The sequence below is a fragment of the Cystobacter fuscus DSM 2262 genome (assembly GCF_000335475.2).
Taxonomy (GTDB): domain Bacteria; phylum Myxococcota; class Myxococcia; order Myxococcales; family Myxococcaceae; genus Cystobacter; species Cystobacter fuscus.
Window position 1 is genome coordinate 245,839 of record NZ_ANAH02000064.1, and the last position, 16,862, is coordinate 262,700.

Annotated in this window: 10 protein-coding genes and 1 tRNA gene; 2 read left to right on the forward strand and 9 right to left on the reverse strand. The window is 67.8% G+C overall.

Annotated features, from left to right (window positions below):
- Positions 1-187 precede the first annotated feature (187 nt).
- The 9 genes from D187_RS38315 to D187_RS38355 form a co-directional block, all read right to left on the reverse strand.
- Positions 188-3,991, reverse strand: coding sequence for a fibronectin type III domain-containing protein (locus D187_RS38315; RefSeq protein ID WP_002630369.1), 3,804 nt, complete (start codon positions 3,989-3,991; stop codon positions 188-190).
- Positions 3,992-4,158: 167 nt separating this feature from the next.
- Positions 4,159-4,524, reverse strand: coding sequence for a J domain-containing protein (locus D187_RS38320; protein WP_002630370.1), 366 nt, complete (start codon positions 4,522-4,524; stop codon positions 4,159-4,161).
- A 1-nt stretch (position 4,525) separates the two neighbouring features.
- The gene (locus D187_RS38325; RefSeq protein WP_002630371.1) at positions 4,526-6,496 is read right to left on the reverse strand and encodes a DUF6109 family natural product biosynthesis protein; all 1,971 of its coding nucleotides are present in this window, start codon (positions 6,494-6,496) and stop codon (positions 4,526-4,528) included.
- A 3-nt stretch (positions 6,497-6,499) separates the two neighbouring features.
- On the reverse strand, positions 6,500-8,179 hold the full coding sequence (locus D187_RS38330; protein ID WP_002630372.1) for an Hsp70 family protein: 1,680 nt from the start codon (positions 8,177-8,179) through the stop codon (positions 6,500-6,502).
- On the reverse strand, positions 8,176-8,703 hold the full coding sequence (grpE, locus tag D187_RS55905) for a nucleotide exchange factor GrpE (protein WP_162159749.1): 528 nt from the start codon (positions 8,701-8,703) through the stop codon (positions 8,176-8,178). Before grpE ends, D187_RS38330 begins: the two co-directional genes overlap by 4 nt.
- 675 nt (positions 8,704-9,378) lie before the next feature.
- Positions 9,379-10,719 (reverse strand): hypothetical protein, encoded by a 1,341-nt coding sequence (locus tag D187_RS38340; protein WP_002630374.1) that lies wholly within the window; start codon positions 10,717-10,719, stop codon positions 9,379-9,381.
- A complete protein-coding gene (locus D187_RS38345; protein ID WP_043433678.1) occupies positions 10,716-13,037 on the reverse strand; it encodes a hypothetical protein in 2,322 nt (773 codons plus the stop codon). Before D187_RS38345 ends, D187_RS38340 begins: the two co-directional genes overlap by 4 nt.
- 254 nt (positions 13,038-13,291) lie before the next feature.
- Positions 13,292-13,387 (reverse strand) — tRNA-Sec (locus D187_RS55910).
- Between the two features lie 47 nt (positions 13,388-13,434).
- Positions 13,435-14,511 (reverse strand): metallopeptidase family protein, encoded by a 1,077-nt coding sequence (locus D187_RS38355; protein WP_051256752.1) that lies wholly within the window; start codon positions 14,509-14,511, stop codon positions 13,435-13,437.
- Positions 14,512-14,602: 91 nt separating this feature from the next.
- On the opposite strand from D187_RS38355, the gene D187_RS38360 reads away from it, so the two are divergent.
- Together D187_RS38360 and groL are read left to right on the forward strand one after the other, a co-directional pair.
- Positions 14,603-14,959: a response regulator gene (locus D187_RS38360; RefSeq protein ID WP_043433682.1), complete on the forward strand. Its 357-nt coding sequence runs from the start codon at positions 14,603-14,605 to the stop codon at positions 14,957-14,959.
- 168 nt (positions 14,960-15,127) lie between these two features.
- Positions 15,128-16,768, forward strand: a complete 1,641-nt coding sequence (gene groL / locus D187_RS38365; RefSeq protein ID WP_002630378.1) for a chaperonin GroEL — start codon at positions 15,128-15,130, stop codon at positions 16,766-16,768.
- Positions 16,769-16,862: the final 94 nt, after the last annotated feature.

Sequence of the window (16,862 nt, forward strand, 5' to 3'; positions counted from 1 at the left end):
ACGCTCGGTGGTGCCGTCTGTCGTCCCAGCGGGCTTGCTGCCTGGGGAGCGGAATGGCTGCTGGGAATAGAATGGGGTGACCCGCGGGAATGGGCCTGCCTGGAGACTGCGGCGGCGGGCCGTGCGAGGGCAGGGTGAGGCCTGGCGCGAGCCGCCGGGTGACTTCGCGCGCCAGGCCCCGGTCCGGCTACTTCCAGGTGTCGTTGAGGGTCGCGGTCCCTGAGGCGGGGATCGTGGTCGCGCGGTTGGCGCCGCTCTCCCAGGTGACGTTCCCGGAGCCGTCCTTCTTGATGTACTTGTATTCGAGGGCCGTCGAGCCGGGCAGGTTGAGCGTCACGCTCCACTTCGGGTAGCTGGCCGAGGACAGGAGGATGGCGGCGGCGGTGTTCCAGTTGCCGATCGCGGCATGGTTGCCCACGAGGTAGACGTTCTGTCCCACGACGGTGCTGGCCGTCACGTTGAAGGTGACGGAGGTGGCCGAGGTGGTGTTCGTGGTGACGCTCAGGGCGGTGCTCTGGGCGGAGGCATTGCCCGCGGTGTCACGCGCGCGCACGGTGTAGCGGTAGGCCGTGCCGGCACTCAGGTCGCTGTCGGTGTAGCTGGCGGAGACGGGTGAGCCCACCAGCGCGCCATCGCGGTACACGTCATATCCGGCGATGCCGCTGGCGTCCGTGGAGGCGCTCCAGGTGAGCGACACGGAGGAGGCTGTCTTGGACGCCGCCGTCAGGCCGGAGGGGACGGAGGGCGGGGTGGTGTCGAGCGCGGGAGCCCCGCGGGTGACGACACCGTCCTTTACCGTGGAGATGCCCACGGGCAGGAGGTAGTTGGTGCCCTTGTTGTTGTCCCAGGTGCCCTTGCCATCGTTGAAGACACACTCGAGCTGGGTGGCCGCTCCCAGGTTGACGGTGTATTTGGCGTAGCCCGGCACCTCGGAGTTGGCCATGACGTTGCCGGGCACGGTCGTCCACGTGCCGCTGCCGATGCGGAAGTGGATGTATTTGAGGGTGAAGTTGTTGTTGGAATAATAGACGGTGGTGCTGTTGCCCGTCTGGGTGGTGACGGACAGGGCGGCGCTGGGCGCGGAGACATTGCCCGCCGCGTCCCGGGCGCGCACGGTGTAGCTGTAGGCGGTGCTCGGCGAGAGGCCGGTGTCCGAGTAGGTCGTGCCCGGGACGGAAGCGACCTGGGTGCCATTGCGGAGCACCTCGTAGCCCGCGACGCCGTAGTTGTCGGTGGAGGCCGTCCAGGCGAGGGCCACCGAGGAGCTCGTCGTGCCCGACGCCGTCAGCCCCGAGGGAGTGGAGGGCGGGGTGGTGTCCGGCGGAAGGGTGGCGACGTTGAGCGCGGAGCCCTGGGCGGACGTGTTGCCCGCCGCGTCCCGGGCGCGCACGGTGTAGCTGTATTGGGTGCCCGGGGAGAGGCCGCTGTCGGTATAGGCCGTGCTGGTGCTCGAGCCCACCTGCGTGCCATCGCGGAAGACATCATAGCCGCTCACCGCCACGTTGTCCGAGGACGCGCTCCAGCCCAGGGTCACCGAGCGATCCGTCTTCGCCGTGGCGGTCAGTCCCGAGGGGACGGAGGGCGCGGTGGTGTCCACCACGAGGAAGGGATGCGTCCCCTGCACCGTGCCGTTGGGGTCCTCGATGTACTTGCCGCCCACCAGGTTGTACCGGCCCGAGCCCACGTAGACGGACTGGATTTCCCCTCGGGTGACGTTGCCCCGGCTGTCGGTGGCCTCGATGTAGTAGTCGAGGAGCTGGTCACGGTAGTTGCCCAGGTAGACGTAGTAGAGATCGCCGATCTCCTGCGCGGGCACCTTGGCCATGACGGGCAGGTAGGCCGGCTGCCAGGAGACGCCATTCATCACGGGCTTCAGGTCGCGCCGGGTGAGCGGGTAGTCCACCCAGGCGCCCACGCGGGAAGGATCGATGTTGGGAACACCCGCGGCCTTGCGCGCCGCCGGATCATAGACCTTGGGGGTGTTGTCGAGCGGGTCGATGCTCTTGTTGGTGTGCACGCGGACGCGGGCCTTGATGGAGGAGATGCCGCTCACGTCGTAGGCGTAGGTGTAGAGGGCGAAGTGGTTGTTGAAGAAGTGGAGCGTCCAGCCCTCGGACTTGTCGGTGTTGGCGCTGCCGGGGTTGTAGGGCCAGCGCTGGGCCCACCAGACGGAGGGGCCCGTCTTGTCCTGGGCGAGGCGCTGCTGCACGTAGGGCTTGGAGAAGTAGAGGGATTGATTGAAGGACAGCGTGGGCTTGACGTTGTCGTCCTGGTTCTCGTCGTAGTAGCCGAAGCCCGAGTCCATGGCGGGCAGCAGGAAGTACCAGGCGAGTTCCGCGGGGTTGGCGCCGCCCGCCCAGTCATTGTTCACGTCCCCCTTGATGGGGAAGGACATCATCCACGGGTTGAGCTGGTTGCCGGTGTGGGTGATCTGCTTGTCGATCGCGGAGGTGGGCGACCAGTGGTTGGGGTGCGCGTCGAGCCAGAGTTGCTCGGCGGTCTTCGCGTGGTTGAGGGCGGCCTGGAGCAGGGCGAAGTTGCGCTCGAGGTAGTGCCAGCCGTGCTCGAGGGAGACGGTCATGCCCTCCTGGACGCCGTTGAGGTTCGTCTTGGGGGAGAGATTGAGTCCGGTGGCGGCGTTGAAGGCGGGGAACTGACCTTTCCAGATGCCGAAGGGCAGCTTCCAGTGGTGCCACTGGGGATCCGAGGAGGAGTCGCGCGTGTCCACCCACGAGCCGTCCTGGACGTGCACCACGTCGGTGGTGGCGGGGGTGTGGTTGACGAGGTACTCGGAGATGCCCACGCACTGCACACCATTGGCGCAGGTGACGGAGCGGCCGTTGTACCAGGTGGAGTCGGAGCCGGCGCGTCCGCTCGAGTTGTCGCCATCATGTGCGATGACGAAGAACTGCCGTTGGGGAACGAGTCCCTCGAAGCTCTTGAGGTTGACGACGTCGACGGTGGCCTCGCCTTCCCAGCCCTCGAGCCAGGAGCCGTTCTGGTTGACGGGGACGCCGACGATGCGCGACTCGGCGCCCGAGGCGGGGTCCACGTAGCGCACCCAGTGGGGGGTGGAGGCGAAGGGGTACTTGTTCTTGATGACCTGCTGCTCGTGGGCCATCTGCGCGCTCACCCAGGAGCCCACGGAGCTGGTGTTCTGGAGATCGGCGCGGTTGGGCGGGGAGACGAGCGTGTCGGAGCCCGGCTCGTTGAGGTAGGGATAGTCCTTGAGCGTGCGCGAGAAGTGGTTGTCACCGATGACGGCCCACTGCACGCCGAGCTTGGAGAGGGTGGGAATGAGGCGCTCGGAGAAGCCGAGCTCGGTGGGGAAGAAGCCCTTGGAGGACTGGAAGGAGCCGCCGAGGAAGTAGGGCTGGGCGAGCGTGGCGCTCTGGTAGATGAGATCCTTGAGGAAGTAGTCCGGACCGACCAGGGGCCCCATGGAGTGGTGGCCGGTGAAGTGGATGAGGTCCAGGGTGTGGTTGCCCGCGGGGGTGAGCAGCGTGCTGTAGCGGTCCTTCCAGGAGGAGCCCCAGTTGGGGTTGTCGTAGCCGGGGACGTTCTTCAGGGTGACGAGATCCTGGACATTGTTCACCACGGCGCCGGACATGGTGACGTGCACCTGGCCGGTGGGGGCGTTGGTCTTCATGTCCGAGGCGACGCTCGGGGGCCAGTACAGGTAGGCGCCAGTCTTGGCGTTGTGCGAGTAATAGGTGACGAGGTCATCGTGCGGCATGGGCGCGCCCGATGGCAGGTAATAGGTGTAATTGGACGGGGGGTTCTTCTTCAGGTTGATGACCTGCGCGTCATACATGTACCGGATGGGGCCGCCGGTGGGCGTGGACGCGTATTGGCTCAGGTCGTAGTAGGCCCAGAAGTTGGGCATGTGGTTGTGGTAGACGTGGGCGGCGGCGATCTGCGCGCTCGCGGGCGTGGCGCACAGCAACAGTGCCGACAGGGCGAGCCCTACCGACGGCTTCACTCGATGCATGGGGGTCCTCTGGGGTAAGAGGAGGCGCACCCTAGTGGAGCCACCCGGGCTTTTCTCGTTTTCTGATGAGAAAGGATTTGCCGCATCGCGGCAATCGTTCGGGTAAAGAGCGGAATCTGACGGATTCAGCCGTGGTGTCGCTCGACCATGGGGTTCTGCGGGCCGCATCACCTGGCAAAAGCCCGGAGCGCCTCATCCCAGCTCATCCGGGAGCACCGCTCCACCCACCGCGCCACGGTTTCCTCTCCTGTTCGCGCGGCCCGTGCAACCACGGCGGCCTTCTCGAGCGGTGCATCGAAACGCTCGCGCGCATCCCTGGCCAGCTTCTGTACGTCCACGGGGCTGGTCAGGTATGCCACCGCCAGTCCTCCCGGTCGGGTGAGCGCCTCGTAGGCGCGACGCAACCGCTGGAACCCCTCCAGATCCTGGTGAGGTGGGTGCCGCGCCAGCGCGTCGAAGTATGCGCTCTTGACGGCGACCGGGTCTATCGTAGGTGCCAACCCCAATACGGCGAACGGCTCTTCGGGCGTCATATCAGCTGCTCTCCTCCCCATCCTCCGGAGAGACAGCCTTTGGGGGGCTGCTCTCGGACTTCTTCTTCGAGCGTGAGGTACGGCGCGCCGTGGCGCTCGCGGCCTTCTTCTTCCGCGAAGCCCCGCGCTTGCGCAGCCGGTACCCATGCTCGTGCGCCAACACCCGCGCCTGCTCCACCACCGGGGCATGGACAGCGGGTAACTGCTCCAACAGGGCCAGCATGAAAGCTTTCAGCACCGGGTGGAGGTACTTGCAAGGGGTGTTCATCCTCCCGGCGGCCACCACCGCCTCGGCGAGCGCCAGCACATTGGCGGCGCGGCGCTCCAGCCAGCGTTCCAGAATGCGCCTGGCGAGCGCCTCCCGACCGGACACATCCATCGTCCGGAGCGCCTCGATATGCCCCGTGTTCCCAGGATGGGCCTCCAGGTACCGTACGGCGGCATCCCATGCCTCGGCGTCCGAGGAAGCATGGCGCACCGCCTCCTCGAGGAACTCCACTTGATAGGTCAGCACCCTGGGCGCGAACCGGCGCCAGATGCGCAGGCCGTCCCCGGTCAGCTCCATCGCTTCCTCCACCCCCATCAGCAGCTGCTCCGCATCCGCCATGTTCCGCGCGCCGCGCAGCAGCCGTTCCAACTGCCGTCCTCCCTCCTTCATCCGACTGCGGTCCAGCAGGATACGGACGGCTTCGCTGAGTTCCCTCCGGAGCTCCTCGTTCGCGTCCTCCCAGCAGACATCCACCCATGACTCCACCAGGCCCGGTGCGCAGGTGGAGGCCACGCATTCGATCAACTTCATACGCTCAGAGGGCATGGCCCCACCCAGCCAGGACAGCAGGGAAGGGGCCTCCGTGGAGACCAGCCGGCCCAAGCCTTCCTGGAGCCACCCGGGTGCGTTTGGCGCCTCCGGGTTCTGCTCACACCAGGCCAGGAAGGCCCGAGCCCAGAGGGGCGCGTTCGCGCTCCGGGCCAGCAATTCCTGGTAGAGGCCCAGCGCCCGCGGCAGGGCCGGCCCCTCGAAGCGAAGCCCGGACACCGCCTGCACCACCCAGGGCTGGGCTGACGGTTGGAGCGCCGCGGCCCGAGCCAGGCTGCAGAGGGGTTCGGCCTCCTCGATGCGCGAGACGACCGTCCGCGCGAGCCCCGCGGCTACCACCCGCAGCGCCTGCAACGTAGGAGCGGACAGGGCCTCGGGGGCGCCTCCCTCACGCACCGCCCGGGCCAACAGCGAGGCTGACTCCGAGAGAGCGGCGTGCCCCTTGCCCTCCGCCGCCCGAAGCCACAGCTCTCGCGCCGCCAGTTGTCCCGCCAGCTCCCATATCGCCCGAGCTACCTCGACGGGTGCCGCTCGTGCCCACGCCTCGGCGCGACTGGCGAAGACGGGGAAGGGCTCGAGCGCGCACAGGGCGAGCAGCGCCCCTTCCACCTCCTCCCGTGAGCGGGGCGGCGGCAGGGAGACGCGCTGTCTCGGCGGTTCGATTCCCAGGAGCGAATCCACCGGGGGCAGGTGCTCGAGCGCCGGGGCGATGAATTCTGGAGCGGGGTTCCCCTCGGAGGAGAGCCAGCCATCCATCGCCCTGGCCAGAAGGGGCGCATGCGCTCGCGCCGGGTCGGTGAGGGGTTGCCACAGCCGCCGCGCGCGCTCCCAATCGTGGGCGTGGCCCGCTGCCCATACCAGTGGCCAGTACGTGGCCCGGGCCTCCTCTGGAGCCGCGCCTCGCTCCACCAGGCCGGGCTCGGCGTCCGCGTGCACGGCCTGGGTGCTGAGCATCCTCCAGGATCCGCGGCGGTGCTGCTCCCGGACGGCCTGCCGGAAGAGGGCGGCGCCGCTGGGGAGCAGTTCCTCTCTCAGCGGCGGCGGCAGCCGCAGTAGCGCGGACAGCATCCCCTCCAGGTCCCCCCGTTTCTGGTACTTTCGGGCATCCTCCAGCCACTGGCGGTGCTGGCGCCCGGTGCGGTCGTGCTTCACCATGGCTCAGGGCTCCAGGGGTTGCGACCCATGTTCGAGGTCGAGGAAGAAATCCAGGAGCGCCTCCTCCGCGCGCTCGCGCGCCACGCCCTGGGCCTGAGCGTACTGGTCAAGAAGCCGCTTCAACTCGGCGCGGAGTTCGGGAGGGAGCCGCTCGAGCAGGGCGTGCCCCTTGCGCTCCACCGCGCTCTGCCCCGGCGCCAGGGCCGGGACGGCCTTGCCCACGTCCGCCACCGAGAGAGCCACCGTCTTGGCGTTCGTCGTGCCGGGCTGGCTGACGGATACCTTCACCACCCCGTTGAGATCGTAGGCGAACTCCACCCGCACCGGTGAGTTCGCGGGCCGGGGCTCGAGCGGGAAGTCGAAGGCCCCCACCCGCGTGTTCTCCGAGGCTCGGCGCGACTCGCCCTGAAACACCTCCACCTGGACGAGCTCCTGCTCGGGCACCTGGGTGTAGAACTCCTCCACCTTCGTTGTCGGCAACACCGTGTTGCGGCGGAGGACCGGGGCAAAGGTATCCGGCGTGGCGCTCCCGATGTCGTCCTCTCCGATGACGCGCATGCCCAGGCTATGCGACGCCACATCCACGAGGATGCGTCCCACCGGCTCGCCGGACAACATACCGGCCTGGATGGCCGCGCCCAGCCCCACGGCCAGGTCCGGATCCACTTCCTCATGGATGTCTACTCCGAAGGCCTCCTCCAGCAGCTGGCGGACCCGGGGGATCCGCGTCGAGCCCCCCACCAGGCATATCTTGGACAGCGATTGCCCCTCGAGCCGGGCCTCCGCCAGGGCCTGTCGGGTCAGGGCCACGGTGGACTCGAGCAGCGGCTCGATGAGCACCTCGAAGACGCGCCGCCGCACCTCCATCTCGAGGTGGATGGGCCTGCCTTGCGCCTGGGTGAGGAACTCCTCCTTCACGTGCACGGAGATGTCCGCGGACAGACGGATCTTCGTCTCCTCGGCCAGCTGGCGCAGGCGCGCCATGGCCCGCACGTCCTCGCGAGGCTCCACGCCCTGCTTCTTGAGCTCCTCGAGGAAGAGCTGAACGAGCTTGTCGTCGAAGTCGTCCCCGCCCAGGTGGGTGTTGCCCGTGGTGGAGCGCACCTCGCGCACCCCCTGGAACACCTCGAGCACCGACACGTCGAACGTGCCGCCCCCCAGATCGTAGACGAGGAGGATCTCGGGCTCGGCCACACGGAGGGCCTCGGGATGCAGCACGCGCTCATACAGGAGCGAGGCGCTGGTGGGCTCATTGAGCAGCCGCAACACGTGCAGCCCTGCGCGCTGGCCGGCCTCGAGGGTCGCGCGGCGCTGGGCGTCATCGAAGTAGGCAGGCACGGTAATGACCACGTCACGCACGGGGACGCCGGTGGCCTTCTCGGCTCCCTGCTTGAGCGCGGACAGGATTTCGGCGGAGACCTCCTCGGGAGATACCTCGCGCCCGGCGATGGCGTAGCGGTGGAGCGTCCCCATCTTGCGCTTGGCCGAGCGGATGCACCGTTCGGGCCTCAGCATCTCGAGGTTGCGCGCCTCGCGACCCACGACGACACGATGGTCCTCGTAGAGGACCACCGAGGGGACGATGCGACTGCCTTCCACTGGCACGGCCACCGGGCGGCCCTCCACCAGGTGGGCGATGACGGAGTTGGTCGTACCGAGATCGATTCCAAAGACATGGCTCAAGGGGTATTCCTCACGATGATGGCTTCGCCCTCGCGAATGAGGCGCTCGCCCCGCAGGGCGGCGGCGCGAACCACGCGGGCAATGGCGCCCTCGGCGAAGCTGGGGTGTGGCTGAGTGCCTACAATCCGGAACAGGCGCCCGTCGGGGATGTGACCGATGGACGTCAGGCGCGTGATCCCGGAGGAGGTCAGAAAGCGCTCGAGCCGAGCCGCCACACCCATGAGTCCCGATGCGAGCGCCGCATCCGCCGCGACGCGGGAGGCTTCTTCGAGCAGATCCAGGGCATCCAGGATCTCGTCCCAGGGGGGCTCGCGCTCCGGAGAGTTGCCCGACGTAGCTCCGCGGAGAGATGAGAGCGAGCCCCTCAGCTCCGCGAGTCCCCCTTCCAGCTTGCGCTCCAGATCCTCGACATGGAGGGTCAGACGGGCCTGAGCCCGGGAGGACTTCTGGACGACATCCAGAAGCAGGGTGCCCCAGGTGGGAGGCGACTCGGCAGGTCGTGTGGCCCCGGGGAGTCCGGGCACTCCTGAACGTCCAATGAACAGGCGTCTCAGCCAGGTGAACATCGAATCAACGCCGCTCGTTTCCGACCGGCGCTCCATGAAAAACAGAATCGGAGCCCGCGATGACCCCTCCCGCTCGCGCGGATGTGTCTCCCATTCTTCTCTCGATACGGGCATTCCTGGGTCCTACTTCTCCCGTGGAGATCCATGGCATGACCTCGCCCGTCATGTCCAGTACTTCCTCCTCGCTTTCATCCCCCTTGGGAACGCCCTCTCCCATGATCGGGTACAGGTAAAGGATGTCTGTTGTTGAGAGTGAGACGGAGTGAAGCCGCATACCGCGGCAGCAACTGCCCTTGCTCCGGCTTCTGCCTCGAGGTGGTGCTCACTCCCCACCTTCAACCAGAACTCGCCTTCCCTTTGAAGGACCACCTGGGGCGTCACCCCCCTGGTCCACCCTATAGGGTGGGGTGCTTCGTCGATCCTCGCGTGCCACGGACCCCCACACGGCAGCCTCCTTGCGGGTTACCGCCACCACTCGCTCACGCCCCCGCCGGTCCCCAAGGGGCGGGTGGCCGCCACACGTGGTGACGAGCCAACTGGAGCCGCACCCTCGGCAACGTGACGTTCCCGCGGGGAACAGGCCGGTGCGCATACGGCGCAGAGACGAGCGCACCGCACGGATTCAGTTCCTCTTCAACCCCGATGCCGCTCGGCCACGCGGTAGAGGTAGGTGAGGGAGTAGTCCAGGAGCGACTGTCGCGAGCGCATGTAGTTGCGGGCCCGGACGAAGGGAAGCCAGACTCGGTTGCCCACCAGCACCTGCGCCTCCTCGAGCTTCTGGCGCGGTATCCACCTGCCGCCGAGGTTGCGCACCAGCACTTCGCCCAGGTACGCGCCAATAGCGGGCACCGCGTGCTCCTCGATGGCTTCCCGCAGGCGGCTCTTCGGGAATTCCTCCCGCCAGAAGTAGAAGTCGGCGTCCGTGATCGACTCGGGTGTCGCCGCGTAGACGGAGGGCACCTCCGAGTGCAGCAGCGCCACGAGATGCTCGGCGAGGGTGCTGTAATGCTCGCGCGCGCGCCCGACGTCCTCCACGTCTGGGGGGAGGGCGCAGTCGGCGGGACGCCACTCCTCGGGCTCGGGCGGGCGCCATGCGTTGAGCTCAGCGATTCTGCGCTGGCGCTCGTGACTGGGAACGCGGTCCACCACGCGCGAGAGGAGTGTGGCCAGGTCCGGGTGAAAGCGGGGCTCCACGGGAGTGAGCATGACACTGCGCCCATGTAAGGCGCGCAGCACGGTGTCGAAGTCGAGGTCCGGCCGGAGATGGGCATGAGCGCGGGCCTGAGCGAGCCGGGCTTCCTTGCTGGCGAAATCCGCCACGGTGGGCCACGTCACCAGGAGGACGCAGCCATTAGACAGTTCCTCCACCCGGTGGGCCGGCGTGGACAATATGCGCTCGCGGCCCACGGTTTCCACCAGCTTGGGGCCGAAGACGTTGAGCCAGCACACCTCGTAGATTCTGTCGAAACCGTCTCTGAACAATGTCTCGTCATCGCGGCCGAAATTGGGAGAGCCCGCCAACACCGCGTCATCACTGCTGTGTGCCCAAGCATGAATGACGGGGTAGCGGGAGGCCCAGGCGCGCACCATCTCCATGAAATGGCGGCAGCGATCCGCTTCCGCGAAGAAGGAGAGCGGCTTCACGTTGATGGTGAGGTCCAGTTGAGGCGACTGCGGTGGGAGCCACAGCGAAAGCCGACCGTCCAGCGCGGGCCACTTCGTCCGATAGAGACCAAGGGCCGTGCTGTCCCCATCGCGCCGCTCTTCCAGCGCCTTCCAAATGGCTGCGCGAGCGTATTTGCGTTGCCGCTTGCCGTTGACAACGTCCGGCATCCACCCGTCGGCGTACTTCTCAAGCGCGTCGAGGAAAGGCTCCAGCTCGCTTTCGAGTGCCGCTTGTGGATTGAATGCACCGTTGAAGATTAGCAGGAGGCTGTCCTCCGGCTTCACGCCGTAAAACTCTAGCACCTTCATTGGAACATCACCTCCACTCCCAGAACCTTTCTCTTGGTTTCGATCACGGCTGCTTTCAAGTAGTCTGGATTCGTGGGCTTGAGCGCGCCCCCTTCATAGATAAGGCGAACCCGGTGGACGGGCACCTCGCTGCCCTCTGGGAGAAGGCGCTGGAGGGAGTCCCGACGGATGTCCAGCCTCTCGCCGTACTTGGACAGAGCCTCCCTCGCGTCCTCAATCATCTGCGCCGTCAAAGCGTCTCTCCCCAGCCCCGAGAGATCTCGGCTCTTGAAGCTGAACGCCTCCACACGCCGTGGCTGCCCGCCGAGTTCGCCCTCTTCAATAACGAGCACATCCGCGTAGCGCAGGCCGGGGCCCGGCTTCCTTACGCCCACCTGCGTTTCAACGCGGGGCTTGTCGAAGTCCCCGAGGAAGCGGCGCTGGGCCCGAGGCTTCGTCGCGTCAGCCTTCAGCAGCTTCACCATGTCGGCCTCGAAGGCCATCCCCCGGGCAAACCAAGCGCGCATCCGCTCGTAGGGCTCCCACCTGAGGGGGCCCTCGGTGGCCGTGCCCTTCTCCACCTCCCGCTGGCGCTTCTCGTAGTAGTCGACGTACTCGCGCCAGCGCGGGTTGCCCCGGGCCTCGGGCGGCGGGGCGTCGAGGGAGGGACGGTGCTTCTCCAGCACGCCCACGTCCATGGGAAGACGCGGGCCCGTGGCCTCGAGTTCCGCGGCCGCGAGCTTCGCCTCCACCACTGCCGGCGTGTGGCCGACTCTCTCGTCTACGAGCGAGGCCAGTGTGCCCAGGCGCCCCGCGGCACCGGCCTTCGTAGCGGAGGGGCGTGCGGCCTCCCCGGCACCGGTCTCCGCGCCAGCCTTCAGGGGCTGGGAGCCCGTAGCCCCGGGCTTCGCCCTGGACATGAGCGGCCGAGCCCTGGCCACATCTCCCCCGGCCTCATGCAGCGCCAACGCGGCATCGGCCCCGCCCACGGCGACGATGCGGCCTGCCTCCCGGCTCGCTCGAACCTCCCGCACCAACTCCCGCAAGCCCTCCAGGCTCATCGCTCCTTTGAACTGCCGTGCCGTCTCTGTCAGGGCCCGCAGGCGCGCTTCCGCGACCTCAACCCCGGAGACGATGCGCGAGCGCACACCCGCGGCGCCTTCTCCCTTGGCGAGGTAGCGCAGACCCTTGCCACCCGCGATGAGGCCCAGCACCAGTGCCGGAGCCACCTCGCGCGTGCCCTCCTCGAGCTCTCCCCGCCAAAGCAACTTCCCGCCATGGAGGGTGGTGGCGACAGAGTGGTAGGCGCCCAGCGGCACACCAAAGGTGAGGTCGTCAAAAGCACTCACCGCCATGCTGTCCGCCGAGGCGTTGCGCACCCACTCCTGCTCGGCCGTGGCGAGGGCCTCCTGGTACTCCGGCGGCAGTTGGAGTCGTATGGGGAGGAAGGCGAAGTCCCGTCCGCCCCCGGCCATGAGTGAGCTGGAGAGAACGTCCTTCCCAGCTCGGACCAGGCCCCGGCCCATGTCTCCGAACTCGGAGTCCCGGTCCACGCGGGCCGTGGGTTTCAGACCCCGCTTCTCCAATGCCACCTGAAACGCGGGCAGCAGCGCGAGGGTTTCCGCCAGCCGCTTGTCCTGGGCCAGCAAGAAGAGAATCTCCCTCAGGTCATCGTCATAGGCGGAGTCGACGCTGTAGACGGCAAGCACCTGCCCGTTGAGGCGCCCATAGGCCTCGGGGGCCTTCACGAGGAGGGACTTGCGCTTCTCGTTGAGCTGGCGGGCAATGTCCTCGCGCGGTGGGCCCAGGGCGCCGAGTCGCACGGCGCGCCAGTCGTCCAGTGCCTCCAGAATGCGGGGCATGTCCACCCTCTCCTGGAGGGCGAGGACCTCCCCGGGCGAGGTGCAGGTGAGGAAGGGGGCCAGCAGCGCCTCTCGGCTGGAGGACAAGTCGGGCCAGCCTGGGGGCACGGCCTGCCCTCCGCACGAGGGCGGCTCCTGGCGGGCGGGCCCCGCGCTGGCCACCTCGTACACGGGCGCCTCGCCCGAGTTTGCTAGGGCCGCGTCCGGGCCCAGCCCGCGGGCGCTGCGGCGGCGGTGCATCCGCTGCTGCTCGCCCGGCTCGGCGGAGAGGATGTGCTCGCCCAGCTCGGTAGACGCGAGAGGCGAGGGCGCCTCACGCGGGGGCGAGGTGGCCGCCGTGTCTCGCAACCTGGAGAAGGCGAGGGAGTCCTCCGCGAGGCTGCCGCCCTGTCGCGGCGCCAGTGTGACGCAGCCGGTGGAGAGCAGCACAGCCGCCAGCAGCGCCGCCCACCCGTGCGCCCGGGCCTCAGCGCGCATGGTCCACCCCCAGGCCTAGGGAGAGGGACAGGTGGTGTTGCAGCAGGTTGCTCCACCTACCCACCGTTGAAGCCGCGAGTGCAGGCACGACCCCAGCGCTGGAGGCCGCAGGCTGTTCTGCCTGGGACAGCAGCACCAGCAGTGTGGACGTCATGAAACCATCGTAGCGGGGGAGCAAGGGGGCCTCACTCTTCGACACCTGGGTCCGATGGTTCACCCACCGCGAACGCCCGTTTTCAGAGGAGAAGAGGGGTCGGTAGGACAGAGGAATCGAACCTCCCGGGGACGTGCTTCCACGCCCCCCACCGGTTTTGAAGACCGGGCCAGCCACCAGGTCCAGTGGTCCTACCGCGCGCGATTACCGCCACGAGCGCGGTGCTCCGTCAACGCCCGCGTCTCAGTCCAGCCCCCGCTGCCACAGGTCCTCCTCGTCGAGCCCCATCAAGTGTCCGACCTCGTGCATCACCGTGATGCCGATCTGCTCGATGAGCTCCTCGCGCGTCCGGGCGAAGCGCTCCAGGTTCTTCTGGTACAGCACGATGGAGGCCGGGTAGGGGTCGAACGTGCCCAGGATGCTGTGGCGCTCGCCCACCGGCGAGCCCCGGAACACCCCCAGGATGCACGGGGAGAGGGGAGGGGACTCGCCCATCAAGTCCTCGTCCTTGGGAATCTCCTCCACCGCGAGCGTCACGTTGTCCAGGTACTCCTTCACGTGTCTCGGCAGTGCCTTCACCGCGTCCTCGACGGCCTTGTCGAACGCCTCCTCCCCCAGCTCCACCGGGGGCGGGAACTCCTCGGGCGCCAGGGCGCGCGCCCTCGCGAAGTGCCCGAGCGCCCCCTTGCCATCCCCCCGCCGCTCCGCCAGCAGCCCCAGGTAGTGGTGCGCCCACGGCTCGTCCGGCGCATCGCCCAACAGCTCCTCGAGCGCCGCGTCCGCCTCGCCGAAGCGGCACAGCTCGAACAGGGCAATGGTCCGCTCCAGCCTCGCCTCCACCGAGCGCGGCACATGCCCGAGCGCCGCCTCCAGGCTCGTCAGCGCCCGCGCACATTCCCCTACCTGATTGAGTCCAATGCCCTCCCACAAGAGGAACTCGAAGAGCAGCTCAACGTCCCCGGCGCGCTGGGCGAGCTTGCGTCCGCGGGCGCACAGGGCGAGCCCGTCCTCCACCGCCTCGCGATCGTCTCCCACCCGGCCCACCAGGCATTCAGTGGCCGACAGCAGCAGCTCCATGTCATCCGGGGCGACCTTCACGGCGCGCGAGTAGGTCTCCAGGGCCTCGTCGAGCCGTCCCAGCTCGGTGAGGGCCGCCGCGCGCCAGTGCAGGGCCTCGGTGAGAGAGTCGTCCTCGGCCAGCAGCGCGTCCGCTCCGGCCAGGGCCTCCTGGTGGGCGCCCCGGTCGAAGGCCGCCGCCACCCCCTCGAGCCGGGCCTCCCAATCCGCCGGCGCCCCCCGCTTCGACGTCCGCTTCCCCATGCTCGGCGACATACGAATCCCTTCCGCGCGTTGTCAACGTAGCTCTCGGCTGTTACCTTCCGCCCCCTCCGCACACCGCTCATAAGGGTCCGTGAACATTCTGGTCGTGGATGATGATGTCGAGCTGTGCACCCTGCTCTCGCGCTTCCTCGAGAAGCACGGGTACACCGTCTATTCCGCGTCCGATGCCCTGCAGGCCCTGGACATCCTCGAGCGCCATGACGTGGGGCTCATCATCAGCGACTACCGGATGCCCCACATGGACGGCATCCAGTTCACGGGGATGCTCAAGGCGGACCCCCGGCACCAGGGCACCTCCGTCATCCTCATGACGGGCAACGCCGATGGCAACGTGCAGGACAAGGGCCTGCGCAAGGGCGTGGCGATGACCCTGGAGAAGCCCCTGGACTTCAACCAGCTGCTCAACCTGGTGCGTTTCGCCGAGTAGCGCTCGGGGCGCCCGGGCGTCCCGCCGGCCGTCCGCTCCCCCACATGTCAGCCGTTCCGTGTTGACAACCCCGGACCGTCTCTTATTTTGGCGCTCGCCTGGGTCGAGTGCTAACTCAAGGGCTCCTGGCCCACGACGTACATTCATTAATTTTTTCAGGAGGTTACGATGGCAGCGAAGGAGATTTTCTTCCACCAGTCGGCGCGCGAGGCGATTCTGCGGGGTGTGCGGATCCTCTCGGACGCGGTGGCGGTGACGCTCGGTCCCAAGGGCCGCAACGTGGTCATCGAGAAGTCGTTCGGCTCGCCCACGGTGACCAAGGACGGTGTGACGGTCGCCAAGGAGATCGATCTCGAGAACCGGTTCGAGAACATGGGCGCCCAGATGGTCAAGGAGGTCGCCTCCAAGACCAGCGACAAGGCGGGTGACGGCACCACGACGGCGACGGTGCTCGCGCGCGCCATCTACGAGGAGGGCCTGAAGCTGGTGGCCGCGGGCCACAGCCCGATGGACCTCAAGCGCGGCATCGACAAGGCCGTCGAGGTGGTGGTGGCGGAGCTCAAGAAGCTCTCCAAGAGCACCGCCGACAAGAAGGCCATTGCCCAGGTGGGCACCATCTCCGCCAACGGCGACGAGACGATTGGCAACATCATCGCCGATGCCATGGAGAAGGTGGGCAAGGAGGGCGTCATCACGGTGGAGGAGGCCAAGGGCCTGGAGACCACCCTGGACGTGGTCGAGGGCATGCAGTTCGACCGCGGCTACCTCTCGCCCTACTTCGTGACGAACCGCGAGCGCATGGAGACGGTGCTCGAGGACGCCTACATCCTCATCAGCGAGAAGAAGGTCTCGTCGATGCAGGACATGATCCCCATCCTCGAGCAGGTGGCGCGCGCGGGCAAGCCGTTGCTCATCATCGCCGAGGACGTGGAGGGCGAGGCGCTGGCCACGCTGGTGGTGAACAAGATCCGCGGCGTGCTCAACGTGGCGGCGGTGAAGGCGCCGGGCTTCGGTGACCGTCGCAAGGAGCTGCTCAAGGACCTGGCCACGCTGACGGGCGGCTCGGTGGTGAGCGAGGAGCTGGGCCACAAGTACGACGCCCTGACGCTCAACGACCTGGGCCGCGCCAAGCGCATCACCATCGACAAGGACAACACCACGATCGTCGACGGCGCGGGCAAGCGCGAGGAGATCGAGGGCCGCATCAAGCTCATCCGCTCGCAGACGGAGACGACCACGAGCGACTACGACCGCGAGAAGCTGCAGGAGCGGCTGGCGAAGCTGGCCGGCGGCGTGGCGGTCATCCACGTGGGCGCGGCGACCGAGACGGAGATGAAGGAGAAGAAGGCGCGCGTCGAGGACGCCCTGCACGCGACCCGCGCGGCCGTGGAGGAGGGCATCGTCCCCGGCGGTGGCGTGGCCTACCTGCGCTGCCTCCCGGCGCTGGAGAAGCTCAAGCTGGGCGGTGAGCAGGACTTCGGCGTGGACATCATCAAGAAGGCCCTGCAGGAGCCGCTGCGCAAGATCGCCAGCAACGCGGGCCTCGAGGGCCCCGTCATCATCAACAAGGTGCGCGAGGGCCAGGGCGCGTACGGCTACAACGCCCGCACGGACGTGTTCGAGGACCTGGAGAAGGCCGGCGTCATCGATCCGACGAAGGTGGAGCGCACCGCGCTGCAGAACGCCGCCTCGGTCGCCTCGCTGCTGTTGACCACGGAGGCCATGGTGGCCGAGCGCCCGAAGAAGAAGGGCAAGGGCGCGTCGGCCGGTGGCACGCCGGACTACGGCGGCGATGACATGGACTACTGAGCCGCTCGTCCCCACGGGCTCATGAGGTTCGCGGCCCCGGGTACCTCCCTCACGGGAAGGTGCTCGGGGCCGTGGTTTTTCATGGTGGACGCTG